This is a genomic window from Paenibacillus algicola, assembly GCF_005577435.1.
Classification (GTDB): Bacteria; Bacillota; Bacilli; order Paenibacillales; family Paenibacillaceae; genus Paenibacillus_AQ; species Paenibacillus_AQ algicola.
The window spans coordinates 2,852,916-2,879,915 of record NZ_CP040396.1; the positions used below are offsets into that span (position 1 = coordinate 2,852,916).

Sequence of the window (27,000 nt, forward strand, 5' to 3'; positions counted from 1 at the left end):
TCATCCCAGATGCTTACAGATACGTCGTTAAGAGAAATCAAGAAGGCCCGTACGAAGATTGCATTGTATGAGGCTAGTCTGTCGTTGATGGAAGACAAAATGTTTCACGAGGTGATGGTGGAGGATATTTGCAGAAAGGCAGAAGTGTCACGAGTTACGTTTTTTAAATTTTACCCTAAAAAAGAAGACGTGCTTGTCTATTTCATGCGTGTTTGGCTGACCGGACGTATCATTGAGATCCAGCGGGATCATAGACGCGGCTTCGCTTCCATCCGCTATCTTCTGCAGAAGGTCGCCGAGCAGTCCCATCACATGCCGGGTATTTTGCCGAGCTTGATTTCTTTTCTGGCAGAAATGAAGATGCATCCTCACTTGCAGGAATTAAGTCAGGCTGAGATCAAGCTGTTGTTTCCCGGCAATGAAGAAATTGGAAGTGCAACACCGGATCTGTACCGGTTCTTTCTGCGCAGCATGAACGAGGCTCAAGAAGAAGGTACTCTAAGGCAGGATGTATCGGCAGAAGATGCGGTCAAGATTCTTTTCACTATATTTTATGGGTCTTATTTGACCGCTCAGCAGTATGCTTCCGCAGATGTTATCGGCTTCTACGAAATTCATCTCCGGCTTCTCGAACATTCATCAGAGGAGTGAGAATATGGGAACCATTTATCCCGGACGGTTTACAGCACAGATTGAAGGCCCTTTTGTGGTTTTTATTATTGGAGTGCGGATTAACAAAGCATGGGCTATTCATAAGTGGCTGCCCGTTACACTTGCAATGAGCCCCATGCTACAGGAGCTGTACCGCAATAAAAGCCTCGGCTTCCTGCACGCGTCTTATTACATGTCTTGGCGGGAAGTGATGCTTGTTCAGTATTGGCGGTCGTTCGAACAGCTGGAGCATTATGCCCGGAACGGTGCATCTCATCTCAAGGCATGGAGAAATTTCAACCTTAAGGTAGGAGCCAGTGATACGGTCGGCATCTACCATGAAACGTATCTTGTGGACAATGGCTCCTACGAAACGATGTATAGTAACATGCCTGTATACGGGCTGGCAAGAGCGGGCAGCCATGAGCCGATGACTCCGAATAAGGATTCTGCCAGACAGCGCCTGAAGCGGACATAGCCTGCTCATCCCCCTGCTGCAGGAATGCCTCACACTCTCGGCAGCTCGTATTCCACGCCAACCTGTTCACAGCTCCATTCCCACAAACGCACCGCATCCTGCTTGTTTCTGGCTTTGGATATCAGCTGCTGAGGTTTCTTCTGGTAGAAATATTGTCCTGACACCTCTCTAAGCTCGGGAGCGAGCGAGAGATACATTGCCGTTTCTGCTCCCTGCTCTGCCGTGAGAAAAAAAGGCTTCAACAGCTTCATCACAGTCTTTCCGAATCCCGTTTCACGATTGACCCCCATCTGTGTCGCTACGGCGCCGGGGTGAACGCAATTCGCGGTCACCCGGCTGCCCTGCAGTCGGTCGGCCAGCTCTTTGGTGAATAAAACATTCGCCAGCTTGGATTGGGCATACGCCTTGATTGGATGATATCTTCGGGTCATAAATGGATCGTCAAAACGGATGTTCCCCGCCTTATATGCACCCGAGGCTACTGTAACCACCCGCCCCTGCTCTGCTGCCAGCAGCGATTTCAGGAGCAAATGCGTCAACAGAAAATGCCCTAGGTGGTTCACCCCAAGATCCATCTCGAATCCTTGAGCCGTTTCCTTCCGGCGGGTCATTACTACGCCAGCATTATTGAGCAGCACATCCAGCACGTGATATTTCTCCTGGAACTGCGCAGCAAAAGCGCGGATGCTGTTCAGATCCGCCAGATCACACAGCATCAGCTCCAGATCATTCGATCCGCTTCGCTCCTTCGCTTCTTTCAGCGCGGATTGTCCCCTCTCCAGACTGCGGCATGCCATAATTACTTTAACGCCCTTCCTTGCCAGCTCTACCGACGACGCCAAGCCCATACCTGAATTGGCGCCTGTAATGATCGCGATTTTTTGCAAGCATCTCACTCCCTTATGTTAGATGTGTATCTAGCCAGTCCTATCATGATTCAATGTCTGCCTGCTTCAATACCCGGTCCTGCACCTCGAAGCGCGCATATTCTCGAGAAATTCTGGAAGGTAAATGCGTCAAATCCACCTCTCTTCGGGTAAACGTCCGATCCAGCACTACGTTCCCCTTCTGTACAAGCACCAAGTTATTGAAGGATTCATCATCAAGCGGATGTTGTCCCAAGGAGCTCTTATCCACAACATAATAGCCCAGATAGGAAGAGGTTGTCCATGAAGTGCCCACAAGCTCCTCCATCTGCTGCTTGGACGTATATGGAGGAAAGACATACAGTGTATCCCACTCCAATGCAACAAGCTCGGACATGTTGAACGTATCTCCTTGATCTACAGCGGTCAATAGCGCTTGGTCGAATTGTTTGGCATTAGGCTGAAACACCTTCATAGTTACGTATTCATAAAAGCTTAAACTAACAATCACCAGGAACACTGCCAGAAGTGCCCAGACTATCTTTTTGGGTCGTGTGTTGAACATGCATGTTCACTCCCCCTGAAGCTATGATAGGAATCATCCTAAATTCTAACCCACTTTGTCATGATATACAAAAAAAGACCATTCCAGGGAAGATAAGCCAAGCAAGCTCAGGCTTCTTCCCATCGAATGATCTCTTGATGCTCTATTAGGCTTGTCCGTTCTCTTCTGCTTCCATCATCCGGCGCAGCTTCTGCTGTATACGCTTCTCTTTACGCCTCCGCTCCTTGTCCTCCATTTGCAGGGCTCGCAGGAGGGAGAAGCACATCCCGATCAAGACGAGCGCAAACGGAAGCGCGGCCACAATAGAGGCGGTCTGCAGACCGCTTAGCCCGCCGCTTAGCAGCAGCACGATCGCAATGAAGGACTGCAGGATGCCCCAGGTCATTTTTACCTTCAGCGTCGGATTCAAGGTTCCGTCCGAGGTCAGCATTCCAAGCACAAAGGTCGCGGAATCTGCCGAGGTAATGAAGAAGGTCATGATGAGCAGCGTTGCGATAAAGGCAATGACTGCACCGAGGGGCAGATGCTCCAGTGTAATGAACAAAGCAGTGGTCGTGTTTTCTTTCACGGCTTGGGCAACGTTCCCAAGATCGAACAATTCCTGATGCAGTCCGGTTCCGCCAAACACCGAGAACCAGATGAAGCCGAAGGCACTTGGCACCAGCATCACATAAATAACAAACTCCTTAATCGTGCGGCCTTTGGATACTCTGGCAATAAAGGTGCCCACAAAGGGTGCCCAGGCGATCCACCATGCCCAGTAGAAGAGCGTCCACATCCCGACCCAGGCTCCCTGCGAGAAGGGGGTCAGCCTCAGGCTCATGACAATGATATTCTGGACATAATTTCCGAGCGTCGTCGTGAAGGTGTCGAAGATAAACGCAGTCGGTCCCGCGATCCATACAAACAGCATGAGCAGCACAGCAATGACCAGATTGGTGTTACTCAAAATCTTGATCCCCTTGTTCAGGCCTGTACTCGCAGAGATCAGGAACAGCACCGTTACGATCAGAATGATGATCACCTGATTCCGCGTGGAATCGGCCACTCCGAATAGATGATTCAGGCCGCCGTTAATTTGCAGTGCGCCCAGACCCAGCGAGGTCGCAACTCCAAACACGGTAGCCAGAACGGCGAGAATATCGATCGCTTTGCCGACCCAGCCGTTGACGACACGCTCCCCCAGAAGAGGAATAAACGTGGAGCTGACCAGACCCTTATAATTCTTGCGGAACTGAAAGTAAGCCAGCGCGAGCGCAATGACTGCATAAATGGCCCACGGATGCAGACCCCAGTGGAAAAAGGAATATCTCATCGCTAAACGGGCGGCCTCTACCGTCCCTCCAACCGCGCCCTCCGGCGGAGCCAGATAATGAGACAGGGGCTCAGCCACGCCCCAGAATACGAGCCCGATTCCCATCCCGGCGCTAAATAGCATGGATAGCCAGGACAACGTGGAATATTCCGGTTCGTCGTCATCGTCGCCCAGCCTGATATTGCCGAAGCGGCTGAACGCCAGATACAATGCAAATACGAGAAAAAACAAGGTGGCAATCAAATAAAACCAGCCGAAGTTCTGAATCGAGAACCCGTATGCCCGATCGGCTACGCTAGCTAGCTGGTCGGGAGCAATGGCTCCCCACAATGCAAACAGCACTGCAATAATAATCGTGATGGTAAGTACCATAGCTGTCCTCCGTTCTTCCCGCTGTCCGTGTTCACAGTATGTACAGGGCTCATGCTCTTATTCACCCTTTTTGAAAAAATAAGACACAGTCGGGGTTGTTAACCAGCTATATATTATACCATCTTTTTAGCAAATAAAAACAGCACCGACTATGATCCCCTCCGGCACTGTCTGAAAAATCTCCATAGCTCATCAGCTAACAACGGACGTATTTGCGTTTAAAGCCCAGCCTGCCTTTTTCAACCTCCTTCTGAATACTGTGATATGCATCAAGACGGCTTGTCTTGGAATTGCCACGTTTGACCTCTACGACGCCCACCTGCCGGGCTGTTTCTACAGCCTCCGCATGCAGCGGCACATACGAAATTCCTGCTGTATAAATGAAATTGTTCATTGCCGCTTTGGTTCTCTCCGGCGAGCTGTGGATGAAATCCTGAGCCTGCTGAAGCAGACCTGCCAGCTTGAGCCGGTCAAAGGCATCATCAGGACGGTTGCCCATCAGCCAGCAGTAACAGCTCCAGCCTGCAGACATTTTCAATTCTTCTCCGCTCTGGATCCAGCGGTCAGCGACCGTTTGAGCCCGCTCAGATTCGGCGAGCGTGACGGCAACAACATAATCCGACAGCATATAAAAATACGCTCCTTCTATCCAGGTCTCAAAATCCGCTTCTGTCATGACAGCAGGATCAGCAATGATGCCAGCGAAATACATCGCATCGTAATTACCTGTAGCGTACAGCTCGTCAGCCAGGGACTGATTGATTTTGATTTGTTTGGCCAGCGGCTTCATGGCACCTGTTGCCACCCCGAACAGCGGCTCGCGAGCGCCTTGGGACAAATAGATATTTCGGGTACGTTCTTTGCCAAGAGACGACAGCTCCTGCATGACCGTGGATCGCTCCATCGCTTCCACCCTCCTTGCTTGTGTGATTCACCCACTCCAGAATACTAATCTGAACGTGCGGCTGAGCCTTCTCAAAGCTTAAGCACATATTTAACTTGTGTTTTGCTTTGACCTTCCAGCACTTCATGTTTCTCCTCCGCAGCATAGAAGCCGGATTTTTCATAAAAAGGGATAGCTATACGATTCTCTTTCGCCACCCAGGCAATCAGCACGCCTGACTTCAGATCATGAGTATACTGTCTCAGGAATGCCCGGCCAATCCCACGCTGATGATACCGGGGCAGCACATACATTCTCAGGATTTCATGCTCTCCCTCCTGAAGCTGCCTTCGCTGTGCAAAGCCGGCAAGCTGGTGATCCAATTCCGCCACCAGAAATCCAGGAAGCTCCTGCTGCTTGTCCTTCTCCAGAGATCTCCTCAGACTGTCTTCAGCGTAAGCATGGCGCAGGAAATGATCGATAAAGCTTGGAGAGTAAAGCTCTTTATACGTATGCAGCCAAGCCTCTCGGGCAATTCGCTGAATCTGTGAAATGTCTTCGATCTCTGCACTTCTAATCGTTATCATGAAGCTTCTCCTTCGTGATCCTGTCCAGCTTCCGGTTGATCGAATCTAACGAACTCTGCAGCTTTCTCATCTGCTGGAGTCCCGAGTACTGATTGCTAATTACTCCGGCGAAGGCAATGATTAGAACAATGACAATAAAATTCATTTCTCTCATCCTCTCTTACGAGATGTATCTCAGACTATTTATAATGCTTGTACCAAATGCCTGCACATTCTGGAACGGTCGACCATTGATGCTCTTTGATCCGGGCTGCGAGCTCATCTCCGAAAAAGAAAGTCATCATCTCCACAGCCTGCTGCGGGTGATCATAGCTGTAATCCATACGGATCCAGCGGTGTGAGAATTCGTAGTGCTTCTCTAGTAAGGAAAAATAGGACTCCAGGAAATCGGGTGGAGCAGGTGTGGTGGTGCCTGTGCCCAGCGTTTCAATAATTATCACGGTGCCCTGCGGTTTTAACACTCGCTCAATCTCTTGCAGAATCCGCTCTAACTGTTTCGGACCGTCCTCAATGCCGGAGTGAGTCAAATAGCAGATGCTCCACCCGGAAACGACCAGGTCTACAGAGGCATCAGCTAACGGAAGCTCGCGATGATCGGCTACGCACGTGCTCCAGTTTTTGGGGATAGACAGATTGTTTAGTTTCTGGTCCAGCCGCTCCAGCATTGCTGAAGATACATCGGTACAGACCACCGATTGTGCCCGGGGCGCGATGGTCGCGGCCAGTCTGCCTGTACCTGCACCAAGATCCAGCACGTCCAGCCCTTCTACAGGCCGAATGTCCCTGATGATTTCCAACATATCCGGCTGCCGAGCAATCATGTCTTCATACATGTTCGACTCATTATCGTATATACTTTTATGATTTGCCATGTATCATTTCTCCTATCCTTGGATGGTAACATCAAGCATCATATAGAGCGGTCTAATCAACTGCCAGGTTCATTGGCTATCCCTGCTCTGCTGGTTGTGCTCCTCGTGCTCTTCATGACAGTGCGGACCGGGGCCATCACTTTGAGCATCCAGCCACCATTCAGACACACAGTAGCGGTCATTTGTTTCAGGACCTTCGGCAAAAAACACACTACGCATCGGCCCCATCACATAATTACGCCCGGATCCCGGCAAGTGTATTAATGTCTTTTGGGACTCTGCTTCTGATTGAAAATCTGATTGAGGATTGCTTTTACCCATTAGGCAACACTCCTTTCATTATGTATGAACCTGATTTCAATTGCCGCAGTTCTATGTTAGATGAAGTTCATATTTGACAGCTTATGAGTACCTGTTCATTATTTCTTTTTTAAATACTTGAATCGGCTCTTCATAATCAATCGGTTTATAGATCATGCTGTTTAACATTGCACTGAGGTCATGGGTGTGATCAAATCTCATAGTTTGGCTATAAAAGCTCATTTCATTCAAGGTTCCGAGGACGCTTCGGTCATTCGTTTTCCCCATGCTGATCTCTCCAGCCTCCAGAAAATACTGCTCTACCAGCCCTCTTCTCACACCCTCCAGCTGTAAATACTCTTTGACTCCAGTGACGAATGTCTCCTTCAGCTTTGCCACTTGCCCGCTTCGAATTCCGTCAACGAGGAAGCCCAACCGGGTTGCGTCATTGACAAAAATGATATGTTTTTTTTGTAGCTGCAATAGATTCGCATGCCAGCTAAAGAATGGATAGGTATGCTCTAGCTCCACCGGGGCTGTTTTCATATCTTTAAGCAGCTTTTGAGTGCATTTCAATGCCAGCATCGACTATCGCTCCTTTGGGTTTGACTAGGTGTAGTATTCCTGTCTATCATACCCTATCTGAAAGCGTTTAGCTGTAAAAATAGGCGGCAACTACAGAATAAACCATCTAGGGCTTGCGCCCGAGGTGCGCCCGGGGTGCACTTGTGGTGCGCCGCAAGCTAACGGTTGTCACAGGTGCTATTTAGTCCTTTTCGGGAGCGCCCCCATTCTAATGGTTGTGAGACACGCTAATTGAGTCTATTGGGGACCAACCGCACGTAATCAGGCACATAAGCTCTGTCACAACCGTTAGAGTTACGTAATCAGCAAATTAGCCGCAATAAGCACTCTAGCAACCGTTAGCGTAACAGCGCTGCTTGGCGCACCTGACGTGCGCAAGTGCCGAACGACTACGACTCAATACGCTTGCAGTAAACGATGCTCACAACGACAACGACAACAAGCACAAAGCCTGCACGCCACAATAGTGACCTGCAGGCTTCGCTATAAAACTAGCTGCCTATTTCAATACGGACTGCTCCAGGCACAGCTTGACCAAGTCATCGACATCAGCGGTAGCCACACACTCCACAGTATCAGAAGCGCCATAGTAAATCTTCACTTCACCGTCATCCTCCAGAATCATGCCTCCTGGATCGAAGCCGATTAACGTCTCTGACTGCTCTGTAATCGCATCCAGATCGTTGGCAGCCTCAATGTGATAACACCCGGCAACCGTAAGGACAGAGGATGTCATCTTCGCTGAAGAAGCTGAGCCCCCATAGCTCTGCACATTGTCGAAATTCACACGATACTGTGCGACATCCGCTTGGTAATAAGGTGTTTTTTCCAGGTTCTGATCGATGAATATTTCAAGCGAGTCCTCCTCCCACGGATTGCTGCTGGCATCGCTTAACAACGTATCGCTTACTTTGGCGAAAACATATAAAAACTGCCCATCCCACATCGTTTTGACATTTGCAGTAGCACCGCTTGACCCTTGAATCCACTGACCTGTCGTCATTTCCACGGCGTTTGACCCAATAATATTTTTAGCTCATTTCCGTACTAAAACGGATGTTTTGCATATAAAGAAGCGCCGATGCTTGAAAGCAGTGTCGGCGCTTTTAGGTGTGACTGGCCACGTATGTATCCGATGAAATAATTCTCCTTCAGCAGTTCAGCGCGGCCGCCTATCACTTACGCTATTTTACCTGAATCGACTTTCGAGCCGTCTCTATTTTGTAGACCTCACTCTTTCCTCCGTTTTGAACCGAAAATTCTGCAATCCCCGAAATTTCGTAGGTGCCCGGTTTTTTAATCCGGTATTGAGACTTTTCTGAAATGATATCCCCCTTCGACATCGGACGCACAACTCCAATATCCTCTCTTGCAATCGAAGAATTGATCACCTTGCCGTCACTGTCCCATATAACATAGTAATATGCCGTGCTTCCCGTTGTAATCTCCAGATCCCGTCCAGTTTTATTTTTCAACTCAGCAGAAATTACAAATTCCTCATTTGCTTTCACCTGCTTCGGGATAGAGATCTGAGCTGCAAAAGGTTCGCTGTTAACATTTTCTGAGGCAGATGGGGTGGGTCTCGACTTGGCAGCTAGGGGTTCATTCGGTCCTGAAGAATGGCACGAAATTACGGCCATCAAAAGGAGAACAATCAGCTTGTTCAACATAAACACCTCCAACCTAATTGACGTCACGACAGATGGTTTTGTTTCACTAAAAATTGGTATGAATTTAAAAAAGAGGTGTCAGGTTTCGCCTTAAATCATCGTTATATATTCAGTAGCCCTTTATAGGAGAGTGAACTGCAACTTGATCTGCATCCGGCTACAATCCGGGAGTTGTTGCAGAGCGCAAAATTAATAGGAAGGGAGAATGGAGTTATTATCTACCGTCCGCTTTGCCAAATTTCCCAATCACCCCATTTCAATACGAAAGGATGTTGAAAGGAATGTTTGTAAGAAAGTATATACTCCCTGTTTTCCTGGCAGCTTTACTCCTTTGCAGTTCAATCACTTCTGTACATGCAGAAAGAAGCTCCAATCCTGAAGCAAAGGCTTTTTACGGGACACTCTCCGAAATCCAGGCTGTAACTCAGCAAAATGAATTGAACGAGATTCCGTATCCGATTGATTTGACTACTCCTCCAGAACTATTAAAGAACAGCATTGTGCTTGCCGAGTATGCCGAGAAACAGCGAGTGAGAGCAGACTTACCGACCATCAAGGAACTAATTGAAAGTGACCCCACCCGTTTCTCAGGCCACTATTACGATGCCGATATCGGCACAGTAACCGTTCTGATTACGGAAGATTCGGAATCTTTGAAGGCATTAGTAAGAAAATCATCAAAAAACGGAGATAAAATAAAATTTGAAGTAACCAAATACTCGTGGGCGGATATTACTGAAGCGAAAGAAAAAATCAAAAGAACGGTCGAACCTGGAACGGTACTTGCGCTCATTCCGGATACGATAAACAATAAGCTAATTGTCGCCTTAGACGAGAAATCTAGCACACAAACACAATTGAAGCAAACCGTTTCATCACTGTTCCTTGAAAAGTCAGATATGCTTGTCTACACAACCTTGCCCGCCTCCGCATTAAAAACGGAAACCGATAATACACATTGGGGCTCTACTATTCCAATAGGCACAAAAATCGGTGGCAATTACCGTCAAGACCCAGCGGACCCAACACAAATGTTCTATGGCGTATGTACGAACGGATATTTTGGCGTAAATGCTGCTGATCAAGACGTAATGGTGACTTCTGGTCATTGCCAAACAGCAGGCACGGTTAGTGCATGGTACCAGCCGACATGGGCAACGAGTTCGATAGGTAATTTCACATTCAGGACTACATCTCCCGGTGACGGTTCATCTGCGGCTTCCGATTCCGGATATATTACTTTAAATTCTGGAATTTCCCCAAGAGCGCGGGTACCGTACCCTACTTCAACCAATATGGCTATGGTAACAGGTGTATACGTAAGCGATACTGTAGGGGACACCGTCTACATGAGGGGAGCAAACAGTGGAACAACGACTTCAGGCACGATCAAATATTCGAATGTTGATGTTTGGTGGGGTTCAGAAGGGTACGGTTATAAAAATAACGAAGTCCTGGCCTCTGGTTACACCTCGATAGGAGGAGATAGCGGCGGGACAGTTTTAACTAATTATGCTTATAACAATAATCTTTCTGGATGGACCTTCCAACTAGCAGGAACCCATACAGGAACGCTAACAGTACACCAAGATTTGCAGAGCGGTATTAAAGCAGGAACCTATAAAGTTTACGAGCCGTTATGGACAACTTATTCTGACTTAGGCCTTACTGCACTTTATCTCATTGCTCCTTAATTTCGATTCCCCGACAAAAAAGCTGCGGAATCCTGTGTCCAGGATCTGCGGCTTTTTGTTGTGTCTGGCCATGAGGACTTCATTCGGATGCGTTTCTTTCTCTTGCAGCAGTTCAACACGGCCTTCGATCAATTCCTTCATGATCCCTGCTCCCAGCCTGAAGGCATAAAATAAACGTGGCCGTCAGCTCCATTTCCCCGATCTCTGCCCGCAACGCCAGTACTTCTTCGAGCTGCGCAAATTCCGCCGGCACAAGACTCTCCCGTAAACGCTGCATTCGGTCGGAAATGGTTTGACTGAACTCCTCGTATAATGCATCCTTCACAGTAATCTTCTCGTTAGGTGCCAACTTACCCTCACACAGTATTTCCAACAAACTCTCCACAATCACTTGGGCATTAATCAACGAACCTACAGTGATTATGAACGCGGAATCCTGGACTTCCCCACGGCGTTATTAATTCAATTGGCCAATTATTACGACACAAACATCGATTACATGCTGGGCAGAACAGACTCGAGTATAGACTCCTCCTGATTACCGTTTCTCAGACTCAGCACAATCGCCTGTTCTTCTTCCAGGGGGTACGGGGACTCTTGTTCCAGCGCAGGCAGTTCTTCAATACTGATGGTTCGATTACCGCCTTGCACAAGTCGGTAACTTAATGCTTCCTGGGCATCATTGAAGGGCTTATGGACGGAGTATATATCGGGGCAAACGGATCCGATCAGGCCTGGTGGGGGGGGCGCTCGAAGTGCGCCGTAAGCTAACGGTTGTCACAGGTGCTATTTAGTCCTTTTCGGGAGCGCCTCCATTCTAATGGTTGTGAGACACGCTAATTGAGTCTATTGGGGACCAAACCGCACGTAATCAGGCACATAAGCTCTGTCACAACCGTTAGAGTTACGTAATCAGCAAATTAGCCGCAATAAGCACTCTAGCAACCGTTAGCGTAACAGGGCTGCTCGGTGCACTTAACGTGCACAAGTTCCGCAAATAAAGTATTCAAGCTACAGAGGGTAAATCGAGTAGGAGGAGGCGCCTAGCCTCCGTCCTCTCACACCACCGTACATGCGGGTCCGCATACGGCGGTTCCAAAAGGTTAACAAAGCTCCAAATAACGAGAAAGCAAACTTTTCAGCCCTTTCGCTTCCCAATAGGAAATTGGAAGGGCATTGTTTGTGTTTCGAGACATTTCCCACGCTCCGCGTCTGGAGTTAGCCATGACAAAACATGCCCATTCTGGGACACCGAGTGCCCGGAGTTCTCGGATACGAGTACGTACCCGTTTCCATGGCTTCCAGAGACACATACGTAACCTGCGCCGAATCCACTGGTCGAATTTCTCGCAGTGACCTTTTGCTGAGGCTAGTCGGAAGTAGCCAATCCAGCCGATGAGATAGCGGTTTAGTTGCATAATCCGGTTTTCCATAGACATCGATCGCGTTCGGTTCGTCAGCTCTCGCACCTTCTCTTTGAATCGCGAGATGGTTTGTGGGGCTAATCGAATCGTCGCTTTCTTGTCCCTCAGGAAACTGAATCCGAGGAACTTACGGTTCCAAGGGCGATCTACCGCGCTTTTCTCTCGATTCACTTTCAGTTTCAGCTTCCCTTCTACGAAGCGTGTTACCGAATCCATGACGCGTTCTCCCGCACGTTTACTCGCAACGAATATATTGCAGTCGTCCGCATAGCGGACGAATCGCAATCCTCGTTCGGATAGCTCTTTGTCCAAGTCGTCCAGCAGAATGTTCGCTAAGAGCGGGCTCAATGGTCCGCCCTGCGGCGTACCCTCTCCCGTTTTCTCGAGCACGCCATTTGCCATAACTCCTGCATTTAGGTAGGCACGAATGAGCTTCAACACATATTTGTCCGTCACTTTCCTTGCCACCCTTGCCATGAGCATGTCGTGGTTGACTCGGTCAAAAAACTTCGCTAAGTCCAGGTCTACGACCCAGCGGAAGCCTTCTTGGATGTAATGTTGGGCTTGCTTTACCGCGTCATGCGCTCGCTTCCCAGGGCGAAAGCCGTAGCTATGCCTTGAGAAGTCCGCGTCGAAGATCGGGTTCATCACTTGCAACAGGGCTTGTTGAAGAAAGCGGTCCATCACGGTCGGGATGCCGAGCAGCCTCACGCCGCCTCCGGGTTTGGGGATTTCCACCCGTTTGACGGGCATGGGTCTGTAGGTTCCCGCAAGGAGCTCGGTCTTCACCGTCTCCCAATGTGTTTTCAGGTAAGCTTGTAGATTCGCTACCGTTACGCTGTCCACGCCAGGCGCTCCTCCATTCTGTACCACTCGCTTGTAAGCGAGCCTGAGGTTATCTCCTCTGAGCATTCGTTCTAACAAGTCGTTATTCGCTTCGCGAGAGGAAGGGGCGACTTGTGCCGACGAAGAACTCGGCGCTCCGACATACCCTGACGGCTTCACCGCTTCTCTTTGCCGCGAGCTCTCTTGCGAGATTTTCTGCTGTCTTTGCTCTTCATGCGAACGCATCGGTTTCCTCTCTCCTTTCGGTTCGGCCCTTCCGGTTTCCGGCGTCCCGTACCCCGTACTATGGCCTCTGCTGACTCCTGCGGATTCAGCGCGGCTTCTCAGCCGCGGTTACGAAATAACTTCGCGTATTCCGCAGGTCTCCCCAGATAAGAACGTCATCTTTCTGCCCGCAACCACTGGAGTTTACAAGCGTAGCCCTTGGCGACTTCGGATTTCGTCATGTGTGGGTGACTCATCCGACTACTCTTGCCTCTAATCCAGTTCGTGTACCTTGGCTCGTGCATTTGCCTCCAGCTTCCTTCAGATTCTGCCTCACAGCAGACACCCTTGCTCTTGGCTAACGGTAGGCGTTCGCCAGCCCCCGTTCGGGACTTTCACCCTAGAGATGACGCCCATGCTGGGCGTACCACGAATAAGGCCGCCCCGGGCGGCCTTGATTCGCTCGTACAGATCGCTGAAAAGACAAGGCGCGGAAGAAAAGGAAGGCTTAACGGACGGCTGCTGACTGCTTGCGGCTGTTCCCTTTTTTCCCGACTGGCCTGCCGTGTAATCTTCTCAAACCGCTGAGATCTAATAAGCTGAATCCCACCTTCGAGAAGATGGGCAGCAGGCAGAACATCAGAGTATCTGTAACCTGGGAGGTCCATCCGAAGCCTGAAGGCCCAATGATCCACAGGGTAGGGTATCCAAACCACAGAACAGTCAGATAAGAAGCAGTCATGAGAAAATGCTTGTATAGACTCGGGTTTTGGCTTCGGGCAATGATGCGCAAATGCACCCATATGACATACATAATGATCAGAAACGCGGCGCAGCCCAGGCTGTACCACACGTATTGCTCCGGTCGCGGGGACAGGTCTGCAATTAACCCCGTCAGGATCATAAATACATCTGCAGCGACAAGGCCCCACAGGATGACCCGGTCCTTGGGAACGGTGCTCATAGCGGTGGTGGCAAGGGCAACCAGCAATAGAGGAGTGGTGACGATCCAATCCAGATACCGTGCAAAGTAAATCAGATGGCCGTCTTTGACGATGTGACCTTGTCCCATAGCCATCGACAGATAGGCGGCCCCGGACCACACTGGAATGATAAAGGCTATCAGGTATTCGTAGCGTGGAACCTGCTTGCGGTTAAAAGACCATACCGCGAAAATAACGGCACCTGCTGCCATCACCGCTGCGTAGCCCCATAATATTTGCTGTTCAATAGGATACTGCATTTGTTCACCTCTTTTTTGTTACCATTATGTCCTTCCTTGTCTGACTTAAATCCATGCTCTCCGTTTCTAAATAAAGAGACGCACTAAAGCTTGACATTATAATGGCAGCTGTGATAATCTTAAATAGTTAGAATTTCAACCTGAACTCACATATTGTAGAGGGTTATGATTTTGATGATAACCTTGTACAATATGTGATTTTTTTTTGGAATTGTAAAAATCAAATATATGGAGGTAATGAATCATGCAGCAAGGAACAGTAAAGTGGTTTAATGCAGACAAAGGTTTTGGTTTCATCGAGGTAGAAGGCGGAGACGACGTATTTGTGCACTTCAGTGCCATTACTGGCGACGGCTTCAAATCGCTTGACGAAGGTCAGCGTGTAGAATTTAATGTAGTACAAGGCAACCGCGGCCCACAAGCCGAGAACGTTGTTAAACTGTAAATCACGGTTAGAAAGTCCCAAACCTAGTTTTGGGGCTTTTTTTTACTCACTTCATGACTCCAAAAGAGAAAGAGGGATGCTGCTTGTACTATTCGCGGAAAAGACCGATGGTGGATCTTCCGGAGGAAATGACAACGATATGGTCATGCACTAATGAAGAGTGCAACGGATGGATGAGAGATAACTTTGTGTTTCTAGTTCAACCGGTATGCGGCCAGTGCAATGCCTTGATGGAGAAAAGCGAGAAAATGCTGCCTATTATAGCGAATACAAGTCCTAATCAAACAAAAACCACACGTTAGTAATAGCGAATATGCAGGGGAAAACAATCCTATCATGACTCGCCTTTATACCTGGAACCCGCTCAGCGAGCGGGTTTTGCTTGTTTAATATCTTGGATAGTTCATTTCCATGATATCCATAAACGGAACTTTAACCAATCCTTCATTAGTTTGAATATGTACCCTGCCTGTTCTTGGGTCCATCGTTACGATCGTCCCTGTAACGGTTTCTTCCCAGCCCCAAACTGTAAGCACAATCTCTGACTTCTCGTTATACGCCTCTGTAAGCTGATTTCCGAGTTCTTCGAGTACAAACTCATCTCTGGTAGGTCTTTTGGGTACCTTTGATTTAGCCATGCTGCAGCCTCCTGTATGGGTATTCTAGATAGTCTTCGCTCTAAACATGATACGCTACTCCTATGCCGCACACAATAACTTATACAGAATCCGCTTTTACGAGAATATATTTGCTTTGTTGTTTGTCGTTTGGGTTCGGAATCATGAGTTTATTAATCCGCTGCCTGAAGTCACTCAATGAAAGAGTGCAGGAGGGATCTTTCATGATTACCGTGCTGATCGGGATGGCAAGGTATTGAAAAAAGGCCATTCTTTCAATTAGGTTCACATCAATTTTAGGACAAATCCGGTCTTTACATCTTTCTGAAAACCACATTCTTCGTAGAAATTATGTACTTCTTTTCTCTTCGATCCTGTCAAAAGCATAATTTTATAACAGCTAAGTTCCTTTGCATATTCAATTGCTCTTCTCATGATTCGCTTTCCGAGACCATTTTGCCGATAATCTGGATGAGTAACAACATTCTCAATTACTGCATACGGTCTTGCTCCTCTGGTTAGATTTCTAATCAATACTAATGTACATGAAGAAACAATCTCTCTCTCATGCTTTATGACAAATATCTTCATCATCTCATCATTCAGTATTTTATTCCAATGAGCTTGAATATCTGCTACATTAAGATCCGGATCATCTGGATTCAAATGCTTATAAAGTTCTAAAAGTTCAGATAATTCATCTTGATGGATGAGCCGAACTGTGCTGTTAATCATTATGACCCCTCGTTTATTAGTTATTACTGGGATAGTCTGTTTTAAAGGTTTCAAGTGACGTTTCTGCAGTCAGAAATATCCTCTTAACAAATGTCTTTAACCATAAGTAAGTGAATATCTATTAACTCATAACCCAATGATTTATAAAGATGTATCGCACCGTGATTGCTTCCAACGACCCCCAATGTCGCCTCTGTCTTTTGTTTCTCATCTCTCAAAAATTTAAGAGTTTCAATTATTGTCCCTCTTGCAATTCCTTGTCTTCTCCAATCAGGGTGAGTGAAGATTTGTTCTGTTGCACTTCTTTCAGAAGATATGCCCCAAGTCATACAACTACTAATGGGTTTACTATCATGAAATGCTGTAATTGTATTCCATTCTGGCCCACTCCTAAACCAATTCAGTCTGCCTAAACTCCAAGACTCTCCATTGAAGCCATCCTTCTCTGCTTGTAAATATAGTTTTCTCTCCTCAACGGTCTCCATAGCCCATCTCTTAATTTCAATTTCATTACTAACCTTGTACTCTGGGAGTGGTTTTGTTAAATCACGTCGCATAATCATGTAATTTAAAGAATGGTAGAATCCTTGAGCCAATAAAAAATCAATGGAATGTAGATCTTCATGAGAACAAGTACGGCTAATTTGTAATTGTTTATTCGGGTATGATTTACTGATTTCATGGGCTCGGTCAACAAGTTTATGATATATTTCTATTTCAAGATCATCGTATCCATCAGAATCGGTATCAATGATAAAACGATGCTTGTAATCAGGATCTTTTCCATTTCTATCAAGGTATTCGCAGGAATCCGTCGGCTCTAGGTGACCAGAAGCAACGACTTGATCGTTTATCTCTGCACAAAAAATATTTTCTGACTTGAAATCCGCATTATACTGATATGCCAGATTAAACACAAAATTGAATTTGCTAATAGCTTCAGCGTCTTGAAAATTATAATTTCGAATCTGATCATTCATGCGAGTTACTCCTTTAAACATGTAGTGTTGGCTAATGTACATCACAGACCAAGGGCCGAACGGTACACAGCGTAAATTCTCACATTTGCGGACCCCAAAAACCCATGTAGCCGAGCTTTTCTTTCACGTTCACGCTGTGGATTATTTTTTGGCACCTCATCAGGATTTGTTTCTTGCTCAAATCGGTTGCGGCGGAACAATTAGCGAATGTACCAAGCTTTATAAAAATCTTTAACAGATGGATACCTCTTATTCTTGTCAGCGTTAATCGCATTGCAGGCGACAAAATAAAGTTCCTTGCCAGCTTCCCATTTCTCATAGGTTCTATCAAGTTCTCCACCTAATAGCCCAAATGCAATAGCTCCCATATTGTATACATTGGTTCGGCTATCGATTTCAGCTCCTAATTCAAACTCTTCAGGAGACATGAACCTTGAAGATCCCCAAAGTCTGCCCATATTATTGAAAAATGGTTTTTTTTGATAAAAATCGATATCACAAATTTTAGTTTCATTATTTATAAAATCATAAAGAATACTTCCGTCATAAAAATCAATGGCTACATACCCTTTTTCTTCTACATACATATGAAAATTAAATATTGCTTCTAAATGACTGTATTCTCTGTTCAACTGTTAGATGCTTATATCTATAAAACGGGGAACCGGGATCTGTATATTTGGCTGGGGGTGGATACGACCAGTGAGGATGAAGGCATTCGCCATCAAACCACTTGAAAATAGCAACATAACCACCATCAACACTAAAATGATCCAGGAGTTCGATCAAACTGTATGCTTGAGTTCATCATAAATTGGAATTGCAGCTTTCAATCTCGAAACGGCTTCAGCAGGATCTCCTTGATATTCAACAGGCCTGGCGCCAGCGTATTTAACAAACTTCTTCTGCCCATCTTTCTCTACACCAAAGCAAATATTACCTGAATCCTGTTGATCAAATACTTTAAAAACATATCCCAAATCTTGTAACCAAATGATATCAATCTCTTCCTTAAGTTGAAATGTTACTTTATCAATGTTGTACACAAAAAGGCCTTCGATCATTTATTCCTCCTGTAATCGGTTTTATGAGTATTGCAAGAGTCTTTGCAAGAGTTCTCGTAACGTTCTTTCGCATTCACAAACCTTCATGCATTAAGTGAACAAAGATAACCGCTGATACGCAGGTTAATAAGTTTTATCCAACGTTCATGTATTTAAGAACCCGAGAGGCCCAAGGGAGCAACGTAACCAGATCAAACGGACTTAGCTTCGCAGGATCGTGAGCTGAATACGAGTCTGTAAAATAGATTGTGTAAACTCCCAAAACTATTAAAATGAAACATAGTAGAAAGGTTGGGAGAACACATGAGACTTTGGGATAAACAACAGCTGCGGGCCTTCATTAAGGAGAATAATCTGGTGACCGCGCAGGATGCACAAAACGCCTTGAAAGATCTGTTTGCAGAAACACTTCAGGAAATGCTGGAGGCCGAAATGGACCAGCATTTGGGTTACGAGAAGCATGTCGTGAAGAGCAAGCAGACAACAAACAGCCGAAACGGCAAGAGCAAAAAGAAGATCACCAGTGAATATGGTGAGCAGCAAATTTTGGTACCTCGAGACCGTGAAGGTGAGTTTGAGCCGTTAGTGGTCAAGAAACATCAGTCCAATGTGACAGGCATTGAGGACCAAATTATCGCCCTCTATGCTAAAGGCATCAGCACTCGTGAGATTCAGGACCATCTGCAGCAGCTGTACGGCCTCGATGTCTCTCCGACCTTCATCTCCAACGTGACCAATAAGATTATCCCTCTCGTGAAAGAGTGGCAGAATCGCCCCCTACAGAGCGTGTATGCTGTGGTGTTTCTGGACGCCATTCATTTCAAGGTGAAACAGGATGGGGCTATTGTCAACAAGGCTGCTTACATGGTCATTGGCATTGATTTGGATGGAAACAAAGACGTCCTGGGCATGTGGATTGGTGAGAATGAGTCTGCAAAGTTCTGGCTCAGTGTGCTCAATGAATTGAAAAATCGCGGTGTTCAGGACATTCTCATTACTTGTGTAGATAACCTTACGGGCTTCTCACAAGCGATTTCAGCATGCTATCCCAGCACGGAAATCCAAAAATGTATCATCCACCAGATCCGCAACTCCACCCGTTATGTATCCTACAAAGATCTCAAGAAGGTGACCTCGGATTTAAAGCCCATCTACAAGGCCACAACAGAGGAGATGGCTCTGCTGGAATTGGATCGGTTTGAGGAGATCTGGGGCGCCAAATATCCACTCATTGTCCGTTCCTGGCGCAACAACTGGGAAGAACTTGCCACGTTCTTTAAGTACCCGCCTGAGCTTCGCAAGCTTATTTATACGACCAATATGATTGAGAGCTACCACCGCCAACTCCGTAAAGTAACGAAAGGGAAAAGCATCTTTCCTACGGACGAATCGCTGCTCAAAATGCTCTATCTGGTGACGGTCGATGTCACCCGCAAGTGGACAGGCCGAGTCCAAAACTGGGGTCAGATCCTGCTTCAATTATCCGTCTTTTATCCTGAACGGATTGGCCAGCATCTGCCTTAAAGAGCATCTTCTTCTCTAAACAGGGGAACTCTTGATTTAGAGTTTACACAAACTTATTGACAGACCCCTGAATACACCTCTCTTTGTACATCTTCTTACGCGTATGGGCAAAGCCCGCAGCGCAGATAAAATGTTATTTTTTTGTAATCACTTCATTATCTTTTATGACATTGTAATTCCTTCTATTCCTATGACTCTTTCGAGTTCACTTTGATTCTTTGACATGATAACCCCTATTTTTTCATGTGCTACAGTAGCTAACCATACTTCCCCATTCTTTAAGAAGCATATATCTTCAAGTAATTCAGGTGTTAACCATTGGTATAAACGCTCTGTTTTATTTGTTAAAATTTCTTTTAATTCTTGATGGCAATTAAAATAATAAACATCTGCGTAATGTCCAAGTAAGGTTGTTCCCGGCCACTCTTCTTGTCTCTTTATTTCTTTTACATATGGCTTTATCTCTTCAATAAATTTTTCACCGTTTTCATTTAGATCATGCTGATCCCTTTTAACTAATAGAAACTCGTCACATATGCTAAAAGCTACATTTAATAACTCTTTATATGTAGTCCCTTTTGGTTCTTCAATAAATTTTTTCACAAGTTCTCCTTTTGATAGTTTTTTCCTGATTGCATATAACGTTCTTGCGTTCATGAACCCTCACTGGCTTCAGTGGCCAAAAGAAACGGCCGTGATGCAATTAGACTGCGCAGCGTTGTCCACCTGATTCGCTTCCTTGAAATCTCGCGCTGACCAAGCGGCGGCAGCCCCGTAGCGTGAATTTGTTTTGTTGGATGTTCGTGACATCTTGAATTACTCACACATTCTCTTCGATTAATTTCTTTAAGTTGGCATTTCTATATTCTAAAAATCTCTTCATATATCTCCTTAATAATAATTGCTCTGCCATCCTGCCAACGATTCCAAATGGAGCTTCAAATCTTAGAATATCAATCATCAATGTCTTCCCACCTTGTTCGATAAATTCATGTCGATGGATTAAGCTCTTAAATATTCCTTTTTGCATTTCATCAGTAAATCGCTTAGGTTCTTCATATTCTATTATTCTTGAAGTTAGTCTTTGTCTTACTAAAAGATGATTTGCTTCAAATGTGACCGTTTCCCCAAGTCCAATTCGACCAAACCTGACACCGTCAACAGCTAATTCTCTTGTATGGGGCCAAACAGTTTTAGTATGTAATTCAATATCTCTGGCATAGTCAAAACAAATCTGAATCGGCGCATTGATAATGATTTCGGTTCTTAGAGTAATCAATGAACCACCGCCTTTTTTGTGTTTTAGGCTTTTCACGAATTTCTGATTACGCTTCTGTTGGCGAACCGAGGGACGCATGTCCGAAGCGAAAATATATTGTTAACTGACGTCAATGACCTCTTCGATTTGCTTCTACACCAGTAGGGCTGCTCTACAATCAAATCCACTCTGATTCACACTTTCTATTAATATAGCTCCGTGTCAGTTCAGTTCGATAAAATTCTTCATACCATATAAAAAAAGCGCCCCTACTGCAACAAGTAATCCTGCAGCAATTATTACATACACAACGATTTTCTTTTCAGTAGATTTTTTAATTTTCATCTCCTCCTTAGAAAATTCGGCATTTGATACTCCTCCGCACTTTCGCACTTCAAAACTCTTTACCGATAAGGCTATCTAACCAAAGACTATCATAATACACTTTCAATACAATCCTATTGGTTTCAGTTAACGTCCAATGCGTGAATATGTTGTTATCAAAATCACCTGACATCCTCGATAATGCTACAAATGCTTCAGGGATTAAATAATCAAAAGTCTGAATACTATTCCTTGTTATCAGTTCTCGCCTTCTCTGAAATAACCTACACCAATTGTCTTTATCTGTTTAATAAGCTTTTCTACATTTTTGGGTGATTTCAATACTATAATCTTCTTATCTTGATATTTCATTAGCTTTTCCATAATTCCTGGAATTTTTGTCTTTTTAAAATTCCAGACCCATTTAATAAATTCAAAGTCCAGAATTTCAGGACAATCTTCATTAAGGTCTGGTCTTGTCTTTCCGTGATAAATGAGCCTTCTCTTAATTACTCTATAAGTAGTTATCCATCTTGAAAAATCTAAAAGTATTATTACATCCGCTTGTGTCATTCGTATATCAAGTGTTCTTCCATAATTCCCATCAATAATCCACGATTCTTCAAGCACAAGTCTTTCTTGAAAATTATCCCATTCATCATTAGATGTTGATATCCATCCTGGTTTCCAATAGTATGCATCTAAATGATATACGGGTATATTTAAAATATCTCCAAGTTGCCTTGAAAGAGTGGATTTACCTGCTCCACCAGACCCAATGATCATTATTCGCTTCATTTAAACTTCTCCTATGCATTTAGGATTTGCGAGAATTTCGCTTAACGTTTCTCATGTTCACGGCGATCCGCGACAGTCGGGTGTGTAAAGGCAACCACTTCTTCGAATTTACTTCTGGGACCGAGGACGAATGCCCAATGCGTGAATATGATGTTATAAAATGTCAGGGGGCCTCTTTGTATTCTCTTTCAAAAAGCACTTTAGTCCATGTATTCTTTATCATTATTATGATAATATTAATGGCATCATAATGAATGAGGTGGTCAGATTGCCTACGATTCGTCCAATATCAGATCTGAGAAACAACTTTAACTTAATTTCTGAAATAGCTCATCATGATGGTGAACCAGTTTTCATAACTAAAAATGGTCAAAGCGACCTCGTCGTCATGAGTCACGCTGCTTACGAACAACAGCAAGCACTAATTGAGTTGTATCAGAAACTTGCTATAGCCGAAAAGCAAAGTAATGATGGTATTGAAAGGAAAAGTCATGCTGAAGTGATGAAAAATCTAAGGAGTCTAATCAGTGGACAAAACGTATAATATTGAATACTTGCCCATAGCTGAGGAGGATTTATTAAATATCATCCATTATATCATGCTTGATAATCCAGAGGCAGCATTATTAATGGCTGACAAAATTGATCAATCAATATCTATTCTCGAAACTTTCCCGTATTGTGGTGCAATTCCAAAAGATACAAGGCTTCAAATATTAAACTATAGAATGTTACTCGTTGAATCTTATCTTGTCTTCTATGTAGTTTTAGGTGATATTGTAGAGATCCGCAGGATTCTACATGGCAAAAGAAAATATAACTTCTTGATGTAACTCATTATTTATGCCTTTCCCCTGATTTCTTATAACGTTCGTGCATTGACGAACCCTCACTGGCTAAGGTAACCTATCGATCTAGCGCAGCGATCTGGACCGCCGGGTCGATGACTTAGCCTTTCAGGGTTGTCTGTCTGGATCCGCTTCCCCGAAATGCCTCTGGCAAAACCAGTGCCGTCAGGTCCGCAGCGTGAATAACGTTATTATCTGATGCCCAGACCTTCTTTGAATTAGAATATGCATTCATATGTTTCTATAGACTTAAATAGTAATGGTAGAACTCTTTAACCCTCTTATATCCATTTCGTTCATATATTCTTTGAGCTCTTTCATTGTCGAATGCAGTTGACAATCCTAATCCTTTACCTCCTTGCTCCTTCAAAATCAGACTCTTGTCTATAAAACACTCTATAATCATTAAAGAGGTAGGATAATTCCTCCAGATCTTCGATTGTTGCCTGTCTAACAATTAAGGTGTTTTTCATTTCTTTCATTCTTTCTTTATGAGTTGTTTCTGCTTATATTCTTCGGGGTTTCAGATAACGTTTCTCATATTCACGGCGCTCGGCGACAGCCGGGAGTGTAAAGGCAACCACTTCTTTGAAATTTACTTCTGGGACCGAGGGCGAATGCCCGATGCGTGAATATCGTGTTAGCTGATGTCAATGCCATCTTCGAGGTTGCACCAGTTCTCTTTGTCTAAAATCATCTCAATCCTATTCCAGTTCTCTCCGTGTTTTGGCTGATAAACACTCTCTACTATTGAATCAATTACAAAACCGACCTTTTTGTAATATAGCTTGGATATTTAGATGAAACACATACAATCTAATTCGAACGAAAATTCTTCGAATCCTAACCGAACTATTTCCCTTAGCACTTTTGTCCCTATACCTTGACTTCTAATTTCATCTGATTTCAATAGAAACCTTCCCATTAATAGCTTCATTCTTATTTCTATCTAGCTGCCCCAATTGTACTGTTCCAATAATATCCTGGTTCTGCCTACCTATTACCTTGTATATAAGAGTATCTGAATTGGTTGTATTAAAACCATTAACGTAGTGTCCTTTCATTTGTTCTAAAGTTAATGGGTAATGTATGTACTTCCTGCCCATTGATAAATAAAATCTTGATCATGATTGTTAACCCATTCGACGATAAATGGAAAATGATTTCAGATAACGTTTCTCATATTCACGACGTCGAGAGGCTTAAGCTGCCACTGTCGATCAAGCGAAGCGATCGACACGCTCGGTCCGAAGGACTTAGCCTCGCAGATGTGTCTGGCCAGGTGACTTATCTTCTCTGCTATTTCTTCGGTCAGACCAAGGCGCGTTAGCGCCGCAACGTGAATATGGTATTATACGAAGCATCTGACTTCATTGAAATTTCCCTCAAATTCCTCTTAGAGTTCAAATTGTTCTATTATCATTTGTGCTACTATATCTGCTGTTAAATTTGTGTTATTGATCTTCATATAATTCTTACCTTCAAATTCTCCTGGAAATGAATTTAGTCTATGGTTTTCCAATGTTTTTAATAAATCTCTTTCAGATTGTTCAAAATTTCTTTTAGACGGTTTATGTAACAAACGATTATCACTTTTATTTCGTACTAATCGCACATCTAGGTCTGCTTCCAGTTCAACCAAATAAACAGATCCGCCCTTAGATTCAAATATATTTGATACGTTATTGATGTAATCCCAGTCTGCTGAAATATCCAGACCCCAAACATATGTGAATATCAATCCCTCTAAATCACTAGCAGCTACTTCCTCAAAGATTTTCTTTCTGAAAAGTCCGACTAATCGCTTTCCGGATTCACTTCCATAACTAAAAAAATGAGAGACAAGTTCGATTGTCATATGATTATGAAACAACTTCAGTTCCGTTTTTCTTTCTAACTCTTGGCCTACCGTCATCTTTCCGACGGCTTGAGGTCCGAATATGATTACAAGTTTCATAATTATCCTTTCTGAGAATGTATTTATCTTCTTTAATTTTTATTTATTTGTTTCCATATCTTTCATATAACCTCTTATTCACGAACTTCACGAATACGTTAATAATACGTGGCTTAATGAACTTCGTAAATACCCGTTTGGGAGGATGTTATGCGATGTGACTAAGCATCGACCTTTATTCCTTCTACAGATTTTTCTATATCGCTAATGAAACAAAATTAGAAGTCCAATGGACTCTTGATCCGTCTCGCATTTTTTACCGTCACATCCTAAGTTCCCGGAATTTATAACGAGGGAGGCTCTACTCCCAGTGCTCGAAATAAATCAGCCTGTTTTTGCGTTACCTCGCCCAAGATTCGACCGTGTCCAGGCGCTTCAAACCGCTCTATTGTGTCTAATTCATCCAGCAGCCCTTGCATTGTCCAGGAATCAAAGAGTCCGGCATCTTGCATGCGTTTCTTGACATAAGAAAGGTAAATAAGTGCAATAAATTCGACAAATAGCTTGCCATTTAGTGAAGTTTCCGAAGAAACTTGCATTCTGCGGAAATTCAGTCGCTCTTTCAAATTGCCAAATGCCTTTTCTACGATGTCCTTGCTGCGGTACAGTGACAATGCTTCATCGGGAGCTTTGACTTCATTGGAGAGCAAGGCAAAGTAGCCATAGTTTTGAGCCGCCTCCAGCATCTTGTCCTCTCTCGGTACAATCCTGCGGCCGCGCTTCGGGGTCTCGGTCACTTCGAAATACTTGGTGTAGTCCTTGCGGCAATGCTCGCGCAGATTGCCTTCCTGCAGATCTCGGTGCAGGCTCGTCAGATACTCATTCATATCCGCTTGGTCTCTGGCTGCTTTCTCCGGATTGTAATAGAGCAGGAGATAGGCTCGGCGCGTCTCTTGTAAGATATCGCCTTTGTACGGCCTCTCTTGCTCGTAGGCCCACTCGATTCTTTTGCAAATGCCGTAGGTGCCATACTGCGAATAAAAATTCGACCAGAGCTTGAGCCGCTCCCGTTCCTCTTCCAGATGTGCTTTCACGTAGGAGAGATTCAGTTTGACGCCGATGATAAATTTTTGATGGTTCTGATACAGATGATCCACATTTCGCTTGCTGTAAAAGCCCCGATCCAGTACAACGTTTACTTTCTTGTAGCCCATGATGTGGAACTCTTGCATGAGTTGCCGGACCGTCTTGACGTCCGTCACATGGCCGGGAAGCTTTCGGTAGTAGAAGGGCAGGCCCGATTCTTCGCCAAAGAGCAGGGCCAGATTGATTTGCGGCAACCGGTCATGCTCCTTGTTCTTTCCCTTCTTCACTTGCTTGAGAATCTCGGAGTAACTGGAAATCGTGGTAATGTCGAATGCCCAGTACTCCTTTTCGATGCGTCGTCTGCCTTGTCTTTCGAAAAAGGCCATGCGCTGCGCCTCTTCAATAGACTGGAACAGTTCGCTGCTTCGCTGCGAAGGAATGTCTGCTCCACAGGGATGAATATGCATGCGCTGCCAGTGAGAAAAGCGGCTGAGCGAGTTGTTTTCTTCCAAGATGAGATAGTAGGCGATAGACAGAAGCTTCTTGTAGCTGTCCGGGAAACACGCCTTGAGATCCGCTTCAACGCCAGTTTCCTGGCCGATTTGATCGAACAGGTAGGTTGCGCCGTAAAAACTGCGCAGAAAACCGGTAATTGGTACGGGGCCGCGCTTCTTGGCAGGGGCGCCTGACTCTGCCTCCGGCTCTCTCCGATACGCTCGGGTGGACACAATCTCTCCTGTCTTGGGATCGACTTTCCCGATGAGCGTCCGTTTTGCCCGAGACTGCTGTTTTTCTTTGTCCCAGTAGGGCTCGTTATTGTAGGCATAGGTAATGCCTGTCTTTTTATTCGTTTGATAAATGATAGCCAT

The 27,000-nt window shown here is 45.1% G+C and carries 31 protein-coding genes and 3 pseudogenes; 9 read left to right on the top strand and 25 right to left on the bottom strand.

All coding sequences use genetic code 11. The annotated features are described in order from the left end of the window. Positions 1-9: 9 nt before the first annotated feature. Positions 10-651 carry a TetR/AcrR family transcriptional regulator gene (locus E6C60_RS13240; RefSeq protein WP_138226277.1) on the top strand — a complete coding sequence of 214 codons (642 nt, stop codon included), beginning with the start codon at positions 10-12 and terminating at the stop codon, positions 649-651. Positions 652-655: 4 nt separating this feature from the next. Next, positions 656-1,129, top strand: coding sequence for a DUF4188 domain-containing protein (locus E6C60_RS13245; RefSeq protein WP_138226278.1), 474 nt, complete (start codon positions 656-658; stop codon positions 1,127-1,129). Between the two features lie 29 nt (positions 1,130-1,158). On the opposite strand, the gene E6C60_RS13250 is transcribed toward E6C60_RS13245, so the two are convergent. The 12 genes and pseudogenes from E6C60_RS13250 to E6C60_RS13295 all read right to left on the bottom strand — a co-directional run bounded on the left by E6C60_RS13250 (position 1,159) and on the right by E6C60_RS13295 (position 9,144). Continuing rightward, complete coding sequence (locus tag E6C60_RS13250; RefSeq protein ID WP_279591674.1) at positions 1,159-2,016, bottom strand: SDR family oxidoreductase; 858 nt, start codon at positions 2,014-2,016, stop codon at positions 1,159-1,161. 43 nt (positions 2,017-2,059) lie between these two features. Then, positions 2,060-2,560 (bottom strand): hypothetical protein, encoded by a 501-nt coding sequence (locus tag E6C60_RS13255; protein WP_138226279.1) that lies wholly within the window; start codon positions 2,558-2,560, stop codon positions 2,060-2,062. A 145-nt stretch (positions 2,561-2,705) separates the two neighbouring features. Further along, positions 2,706-4,247, bottom strand: a complete 1,542-nt coding sequence (locus E6C60_RS13260; protein ID WP_138226280.1) for a glycine betaine uptake BCCT transporter — start codon at positions 4,245-4,247, stop codon at positions 2,706-2,708. Between the two features lie 196 nt (positions 4,248-4,443). Next, complete coding sequence (locus E6C60_RS13265; RefSeq protein WP_138226281.1) at positions 4,444-5,151, bottom strand: DNA alkylation repair protein; 708 nt, start codon at positions 5,149-5,151, stop codon at positions 4,444-4,446. A gap of 71 nt (positions 5,152-5,222) precedes the next feature. Next, positions 5,223-5,717 carry a GNAT family N-acetyltransferase gene (locus tag E6C60_RS13270; protein ID WP_138226282.1) on the bottom strand — a complete coding sequence of 165 codons (495 nt, stop codon included), beginning with the start codon at positions 5,715-5,717 and terminating at the stop codon, positions 5,223-5,225. Beyond that, complete coding sequence (locus E6C60_RS20975; protein WP_175415296.1) at positions 5,704-5,862, bottom strand: hypothetical protein; 159 nt, start codon at positions 5,860-5,862, stop codon at positions 5,704-5,706. Before E6C60_RS20975 ends, E6C60_RS13270 begins: the two co-directional genes overlap by 14 nt. A 34-nt stretch (positions 5,863-5,896) precedes the next feature. Continuing rightward, positions 5,897-6,589 carry a class I SAM-dependent methyltransferase gene (locus tag E6C60_RS13275; protein WP_138226283.1) on the bottom strand — a complete coding sequence of 231 codons (693 nt, stop codon included), beginning with the start codon at positions 6,587-6,589 and terminating at the stop codon, positions 5,897-5,899. A 69-nt stretch (positions 6,590-6,658) separates the two neighbouring features. After that, a complete protein-coding gene (locus E6C60_RS13280; RefSeq protein ID WP_138226284.1) occupies positions 6,659-6,910 on the bottom strand; it encodes a hypothetical protein in 252 nt (83 codons plus the stop codon). 81 nt (positions 6,911-6,991) lie between these two features. After that, positions 6,992-7,474 carry a DUF6933 domain-containing protein gene (locus E6C60_RS13285; RefSeq protein ID WP_138226285.1) on the bottom strand — a complete coding sequence of 161 codons (483 nt, stop codon included), beginning with the start codon at positions 7,472-7,474 and terminating at the stop codon, positions 6,992-6,994. A gap of 499 nt (positions 7,475-7,973) precedes the next feature. Then, positions 7,974-8,108: pseudogene (locus tag E6C60_RS21350) on the bottom strand (glycoside hydrolase family 130 protein); the annotation flags it as partial. Positions 8,109-8,117: 9 nt separating this feature from the next. Continuing rightward, positions 8,118-8,477: pseudogene (locus tag E6C60_RS21355) on the bottom strand (sugar-binding protein); the annotation flags it as partial. 181 nt (positions 8,478-8,658) lie between these two features. Continuing rightward, positions 8,659-9,144, bottom strand: coding sequence for a hypothetical protein (locus tag E6C60_RS13295; protein ID WP_138226287.1), 486 nt, complete (start codon positions 9,142-9,144; stop codon positions 8,659-8,661). Positions 9,145-9,425: 281 nt separating this feature from the next. Between E6C60_RS13295 and E6C60_RS13300 the strand changes: the two genes are divergently transcribed. Beyond that, on the top strand, positions 9,426-10,838 hold the full coding sequence (locus tag E6C60_RS13300) for a chymotrypsin family serine protease (RefSeq protein WP_138226288.1): 1,413 nt from the start codon (positions 9,426-9,428) through the stop codon (positions 10,836-10,838). A gap of 112 nt (positions 10,839-10,950) precedes the next feature. Here E6C60_RS13300 and E6C60_RS13305 read toward each other — a convergent pair whose 3' ends face one another. Beyond that, the gene (locus E6C60_RS13305) at positions 10,951-11,229 is read right to left on the bottom strand and encodes a DUF6809 family protein (protein ID WP_456093916.1); all 279 of its coding nucleotides are present in this window, start codon (positions 11,227-11,229) and stop codon (positions 10,951-10,953) included. Between E6C60_RS13305 and E6C60_RS13310 the strand changes: the two genes are divergently transcribed. Further along, the gene (locus E6C60_RS13310; RefSeq protein ID WP_233281007.1) at positions 11,230-11,376 is read left to right on the top strand and encodes a helix-turn-helix domain-containing protein; all 147 of its coding nucleotides are present in this window, start codon (positions 11,230-11,232) and stop codon (positions 11,374-11,376) included. Positions 11,377-11,941: 565 nt separating this feature from the next. Here E6C60_RS13310 and ltrA read toward each other — a convergent pair. Both ltrA and E6C60_RS13320 read right to left on the bottom strand, forming a co-directional pair. Beyond that, positions 11,942-13,333 carry a group II intron reverse transcriptase/maturase gene (gene ltrA, locus E6C60_RS13315; protein ID WP_138226290.1) on the bottom strand — a complete coding sequence of 464 codons (1,392 nt, stop codon included), beginning with the start codon at positions 13,331-13,333 and terminating at the stop codon, positions 11,942-11,944. A gap of 487 nt (positions 13,334-13,820) precedes the next feature. Next, complete coding sequence (locus tag E6C60_RS13320) at positions 13,821-14,555, bottom strand: bacteriorhodopsin (protein WP_138226291.1); 735 nt, start codon at positions 14,553-14,555, stop codon at positions 13,821-13,823. Between the two features lie 244 nt (positions 14,556-14,799). Here E6C60_RS13320 and E6C60_RS13325 point away from each other — a divergent pair, with 244 nt between their 5' ends. Together E6C60_RS13325 and E6C60_RS13330 are read left to right on the top strand one after the other, a co-directional pair. Further along, complete coding sequence (locus E6C60_RS13325) at positions 14,800-15,000, top strand: cold-shock protein (protein ID WP_138226292.1); 201 nt, start codon at positions 14,800-14,802, stop codon at positions 14,998-15,000. 53 nt (positions 15,001-15,053) lie between these two features. Further along, complete coding sequence (locus tag E6C60_RS13330; protein ID WP_397333320.1) at positions 15,054-15,302, top strand: cold-shock protein; 249 nt, start codon at positions 15,054-15,056, stop codon at positions 15,300-15,302. Between the two features lie 84 nt (positions 15,303-15,386). On the opposite strand, the gene E6C60_RS13335 is transcribed toward E6C60_RS13330, so the two are convergent. The 4 genes and pseudogenes from E6C60_RS13335 to E6C60_RS13350 form a co-directional block, all read right to left on the bottom strand. Then, entirely contained in the window at positions 15,387-15,638 is a 252-nt protein-coding gene (locus tag E6C60_RS13335) for a YolD-like family protein (protein ID WP_138226294.1), read from the bottom strand. Positions 15,639-15,902: 264 nt separating this feature from the next. Continuing rightward, complete coding sequence (locus E6C60_RS13340; protein ID WP_138226295.1) at positions 15,903-16,352, bottom strand: GNAT family N-acetyltransferase; 450 nt, start codon at positions 16,350-16,352, stop codon at positions 15,903-15,905. Positions 16,353-16,435: 83 nt separating this feature from the next. Further along, positions 16,436-17,332 (bottom strand): GNAT family N-acetyltransferase, encoded by an 897-nt coding sequence (locus E6C60_RS13345; protein ID WP_175415299.1) that lies wholly within the window; start codon positions 17,330-17,332, stop codon positions 16,436-16,438. Positions 17,333-17,532: 200 nt separating this feature from the next. Continuing rightward, positions 17,533-18,396 (bottom strand): annotated as a pseudogene (locus E6C60_RS13350) (serine/threonine protein kinase). 303 nt (positions 18,397-18,699) lie between these two features. Here E6C60_RS13350 and E6C60_RS13355 point away from each other — a divergent pair. Then, positions 18,700-19,920 (top strand): IS256 family transposase, encoded by a 1,221-nt coding sequence (locus E6C60_RS13355; protein WP_138224659.1) that lies wholly within the window; start codon positions 18,700-18,702, stop codon positions 19,918-19,920. 162 nt (positions 19,921-20,082) lie between these two features. Here the strand turns inward: E6C60_RS13355 and E6C60_RS13360 are convergent, their stop codons facing one another. From E6C60_RS13360 to E6C60_RS13370, 4 genes are all read right to left on the bottom strand, one after another. Further along, complete coding sequence (locus E6C60_RS13360; protein WP_233281008.1) at positions 20,083-20,577, bottom strand: hypothetical protein; 495 nt, start codon at positions 20,575-20,577, stop codon at positions 20,083-20,085. A gap of 163 nt (positions 20,578-20,740) precedes the next feature. Further along, positions 20,741-21,235, bottom strand: a complete 495-nt coding sequence (locus E6C60_RS13365; RefSeq protein WP_325053158.1) for an SRPBCC family protein — start codon at positions 21,233-21,235, stop codon at positions 20,741-20,743. Between the two features lie 165 nt (positions 21,236-21,400). After that, entirely contained in the window at positions 21,401-21,523 is a 123-nt protein-coding gene (locus E6C60_RS21465) for a hypothetical protein (RefSeq protein WP_267900152.1), read from the bottom strand. A 237-nt stretch (positions 21,524-21,760) separates the two neighbouring features. After that, positions 21,761-22,300, bottom strand: coding sequence for a DNA topology modulation protein (locus tag E6C60_RS13370; RefSeq protein WP_138226297.1), 540 nt, complete (start codon positions 22,298-22,300; stop codon positions 21,761-21,763). A gap of 268 nt (positions 22,301-22,568) precedes the next feature. On the opposite strand from E6C60_RS13370, the gene E6C60_RS13375 reads away from it, so the two are divergent. After that, complete coding sequence (locus E6C60_RS13375; RefSeq protein ID WP_138226298.1) at positions 22,569-22,844, top strand: type II toxin-antitoxin system prevent-host-death family antitoxin; 276 nt, start codon at positions 22,569-22,571, stop codon at positions 22,842-22,844. Continuing rightward, a complete protein-coding gene (locus E6C60_RS13380) occupies positions 22,828-23,133 on the top strand; it encodes a type II toxin-antitoxin system RelE/ParE family toxin (RefSeq protein WP_138226299.1) in 306 nt (101 codons plus the stop codon). The genes E6C60_RS13375 and E6C60_RS13380 overlap by 17 nt, the downstream gene beginning before the upstream one ends. Positions 23,134-24,544: 1,411 nt before the next feature. On the opposite strand, the gene E6C60_RS13390 is transcribed toward E6C60_RS13380, so the two are convergent. Together E6C60_RS13390 and E6C60_RS13395 are read right to left on the bottom strand one after the other, a co-directional pair. Further along, on the bottom strand, positions 24,545-25,105 hold the full coding sequence (locus tag E6C60_RS13390) for a DEAD/DEAH box helicase family protein (protein WP_138226300.1): 561 nt from the start codon (positions 25,103-25,105) through the stop codon (positions 24,545-24,547). 284 nt (positions 25,106-25,389) lie between these two features. After that, positions 25,390-27,000, bottom strand: a complete 1,611-nt coding sequence (locus E6C60_RS13395) for an IS1634 family transposase (protein WP_138224736.1) — start codon at positions 26,998-27,000, stop codon at positions 25,390-25,392.

Bases quoted from the DNA above. Each gene is read 5' to 3' on its own strand.
- E6C60_RS13240 (WP_138226277.1), top strand. From the start codon at position 10: ATGCTTACAGATACGTCGTTAAGAGAAATCAAGAAGGCCCGTACGAAG.
- E6C60_RS13245 (WP_138226278.1), top strand. From the start codon at position 656: ATGGGAACCATTTATCCCGGACGGTTTACAGCACAGATTGAAGGCCCT.
- E6C60_RS13255 (WP_138226279.1), bottom strand. From the start codon at position 2,560: ATGTTCAACACACGACCCAAAAAGATAGTCTGGGCACTTCTGGCAGTG.
- E6C60_RS13260 (WP_138226280.1), bottom strand. From the start codon at position 4,247: ATGGTACTTACCATCACGATTATTATTGCAGTGCTGTTTGCATTGTGG.
- E6C60_RS13265 (WP_138226281.1), bottom strand. From the start codon at position 5,151: ATGGAGCGATCCACGGTCATGCAGGAGCTGTCGTCTCTTGGCAAAGAA.
- E6C60_RS13270 (WP_138226282.1), bottom strand. From the start codon at position 5,717: ATGATAACGATTAGAAGTGCAGAGATCGAAGACATTTCACAGATTCAG.
- E6C60_RS20975 (WP_175415296.1), bottom strand. From the start codon at position 5,862: ATGAATTTTATTGTCATTGTTCTAATCATTGCCTTCGCCGGAGTAATT.
- E6C60_RS13275 (WP_138226283.1), bottom strand. From the start codon at position 6,589: ATGGCAAATCATAAAAGTATATACGATAATGAGTCGAACATGTATGAA.
- E6C60_RS13280 (WP_138226284.1), bottom strand. From the start codon at position 6,910: ATGGGTAAAAGCAATCCTCAATCAGATTTTCAATCAGAAGCAGAGTCC.
- E6C60_RS13285 (WP_138226285.1), bottom strand. From the start codon at position 7,474: ATGCTGGCATTGAAATGCACTCAAAAGCTGCTTAAAGATATGAAAACA.
- E6C60_RS13295 (WP_138226287.1), bottom strand. From the start codon at position 9,144: ATGTTGAACAAGCTGATTGTTCTCCTTTTGATGGCCGTAATTTCGTGC.
- E6C60_RS13300 (WP_138226288.1), top strand. From the start codon at position 9,426: ATGTTTGTAAGAAAGTATATACTCCCTGTTTTCCTGGCAGCTTTACTC.
- ltrA (WP_138226290.1), bottom strand. From the start codon at position 13,333: ATGCGTTCGCATGAAGAGCAAAGACAGCAGAAAATCTCGCAAGAGAGC.
- E6C60_RS13320 (WP_138226291.1), bottom strand. From the start codon at position 14,555: ATGCAGTATCCTATTGAACAGCAAATATTATGGGGCTACGCAGCGGTG.
- E6C60_RS13325 (WP_138226292.1), top strand. From the start codon at position 14,800: ATGCAGCAAGGAACAGTAAAGTGGTTTAATGCAGACAAAGGTTTTGGT.
- E6C60_RS13330 (WP_397333320.1), top strand. From the start codon at position 15,054: ATGACTCCAAAAGAGAAAGAGGGATGCTGCTTGTACTATTCGCGGAAA.
- E6C60_RS13335 (WP_138226294.1), bottom strand. From the start codon at position 15,638: ATGGCTAAATCAAAGGTACCCAAAAGACCTACCAGAGATGAGTTTGTA.
- E6C60_RS13340 (WP_138226295.1), bottom strand. From the start codon at position 16,352: ATGATTAACAGCACAGTTCGGCTCATCCATCAAGATGAATTATCTGAA.
- E6C60_RS13345 (WP_175415299.1), bottom strand. From the start codon at position 17,332: ATGAATGATCAGATTCGAAATTATAATTTTCAAGACGCTGAAGCTATT.
- E6C60_RS13355 (WP_138224659.1), top strand. From the start codon at position 18,700: ATGAGACTTTGGGATAAACAACAGCTGCGGGCCTTCATTAAGGAGAAT.
- E6C60_RS13360 (WP_233281008.1), bottom strand. From the start codon at position 20,577: ATGAACGCAAGAACGTTATATGCAATCAGGAAAAAACTATCAAAAGGA.
- E6C60_RS21465 (WP_267900152.1), bottom strand. From the start codon at position 21,523: ATGAAAATTAAAAAATCTACTGAAAAGAAAATCGTTGTGTATGTAATA.
- E6C60_RS13370 (WP_138226297.1), bottom strand. From the start codon at position 22,300: ATGAAGCGAATAATGATCATTGGGTCTGGTGGAGCAGGTAAATCCACT.
- E6C60_RS13390 (WP_138226300.1), bottom strand. From the start codon at position 25,105: ATGAAACTTGTAATCATATTCGGACCTCAAGCCGTCGGAAAGATGACG.
- E6C60_RS13395 (WP_138224736.1), bottom strand. From the start codon at position 27,000: ATGGCTATCATTTATCAAACGAATAAAAAGACAGGCATTACCTATGCC.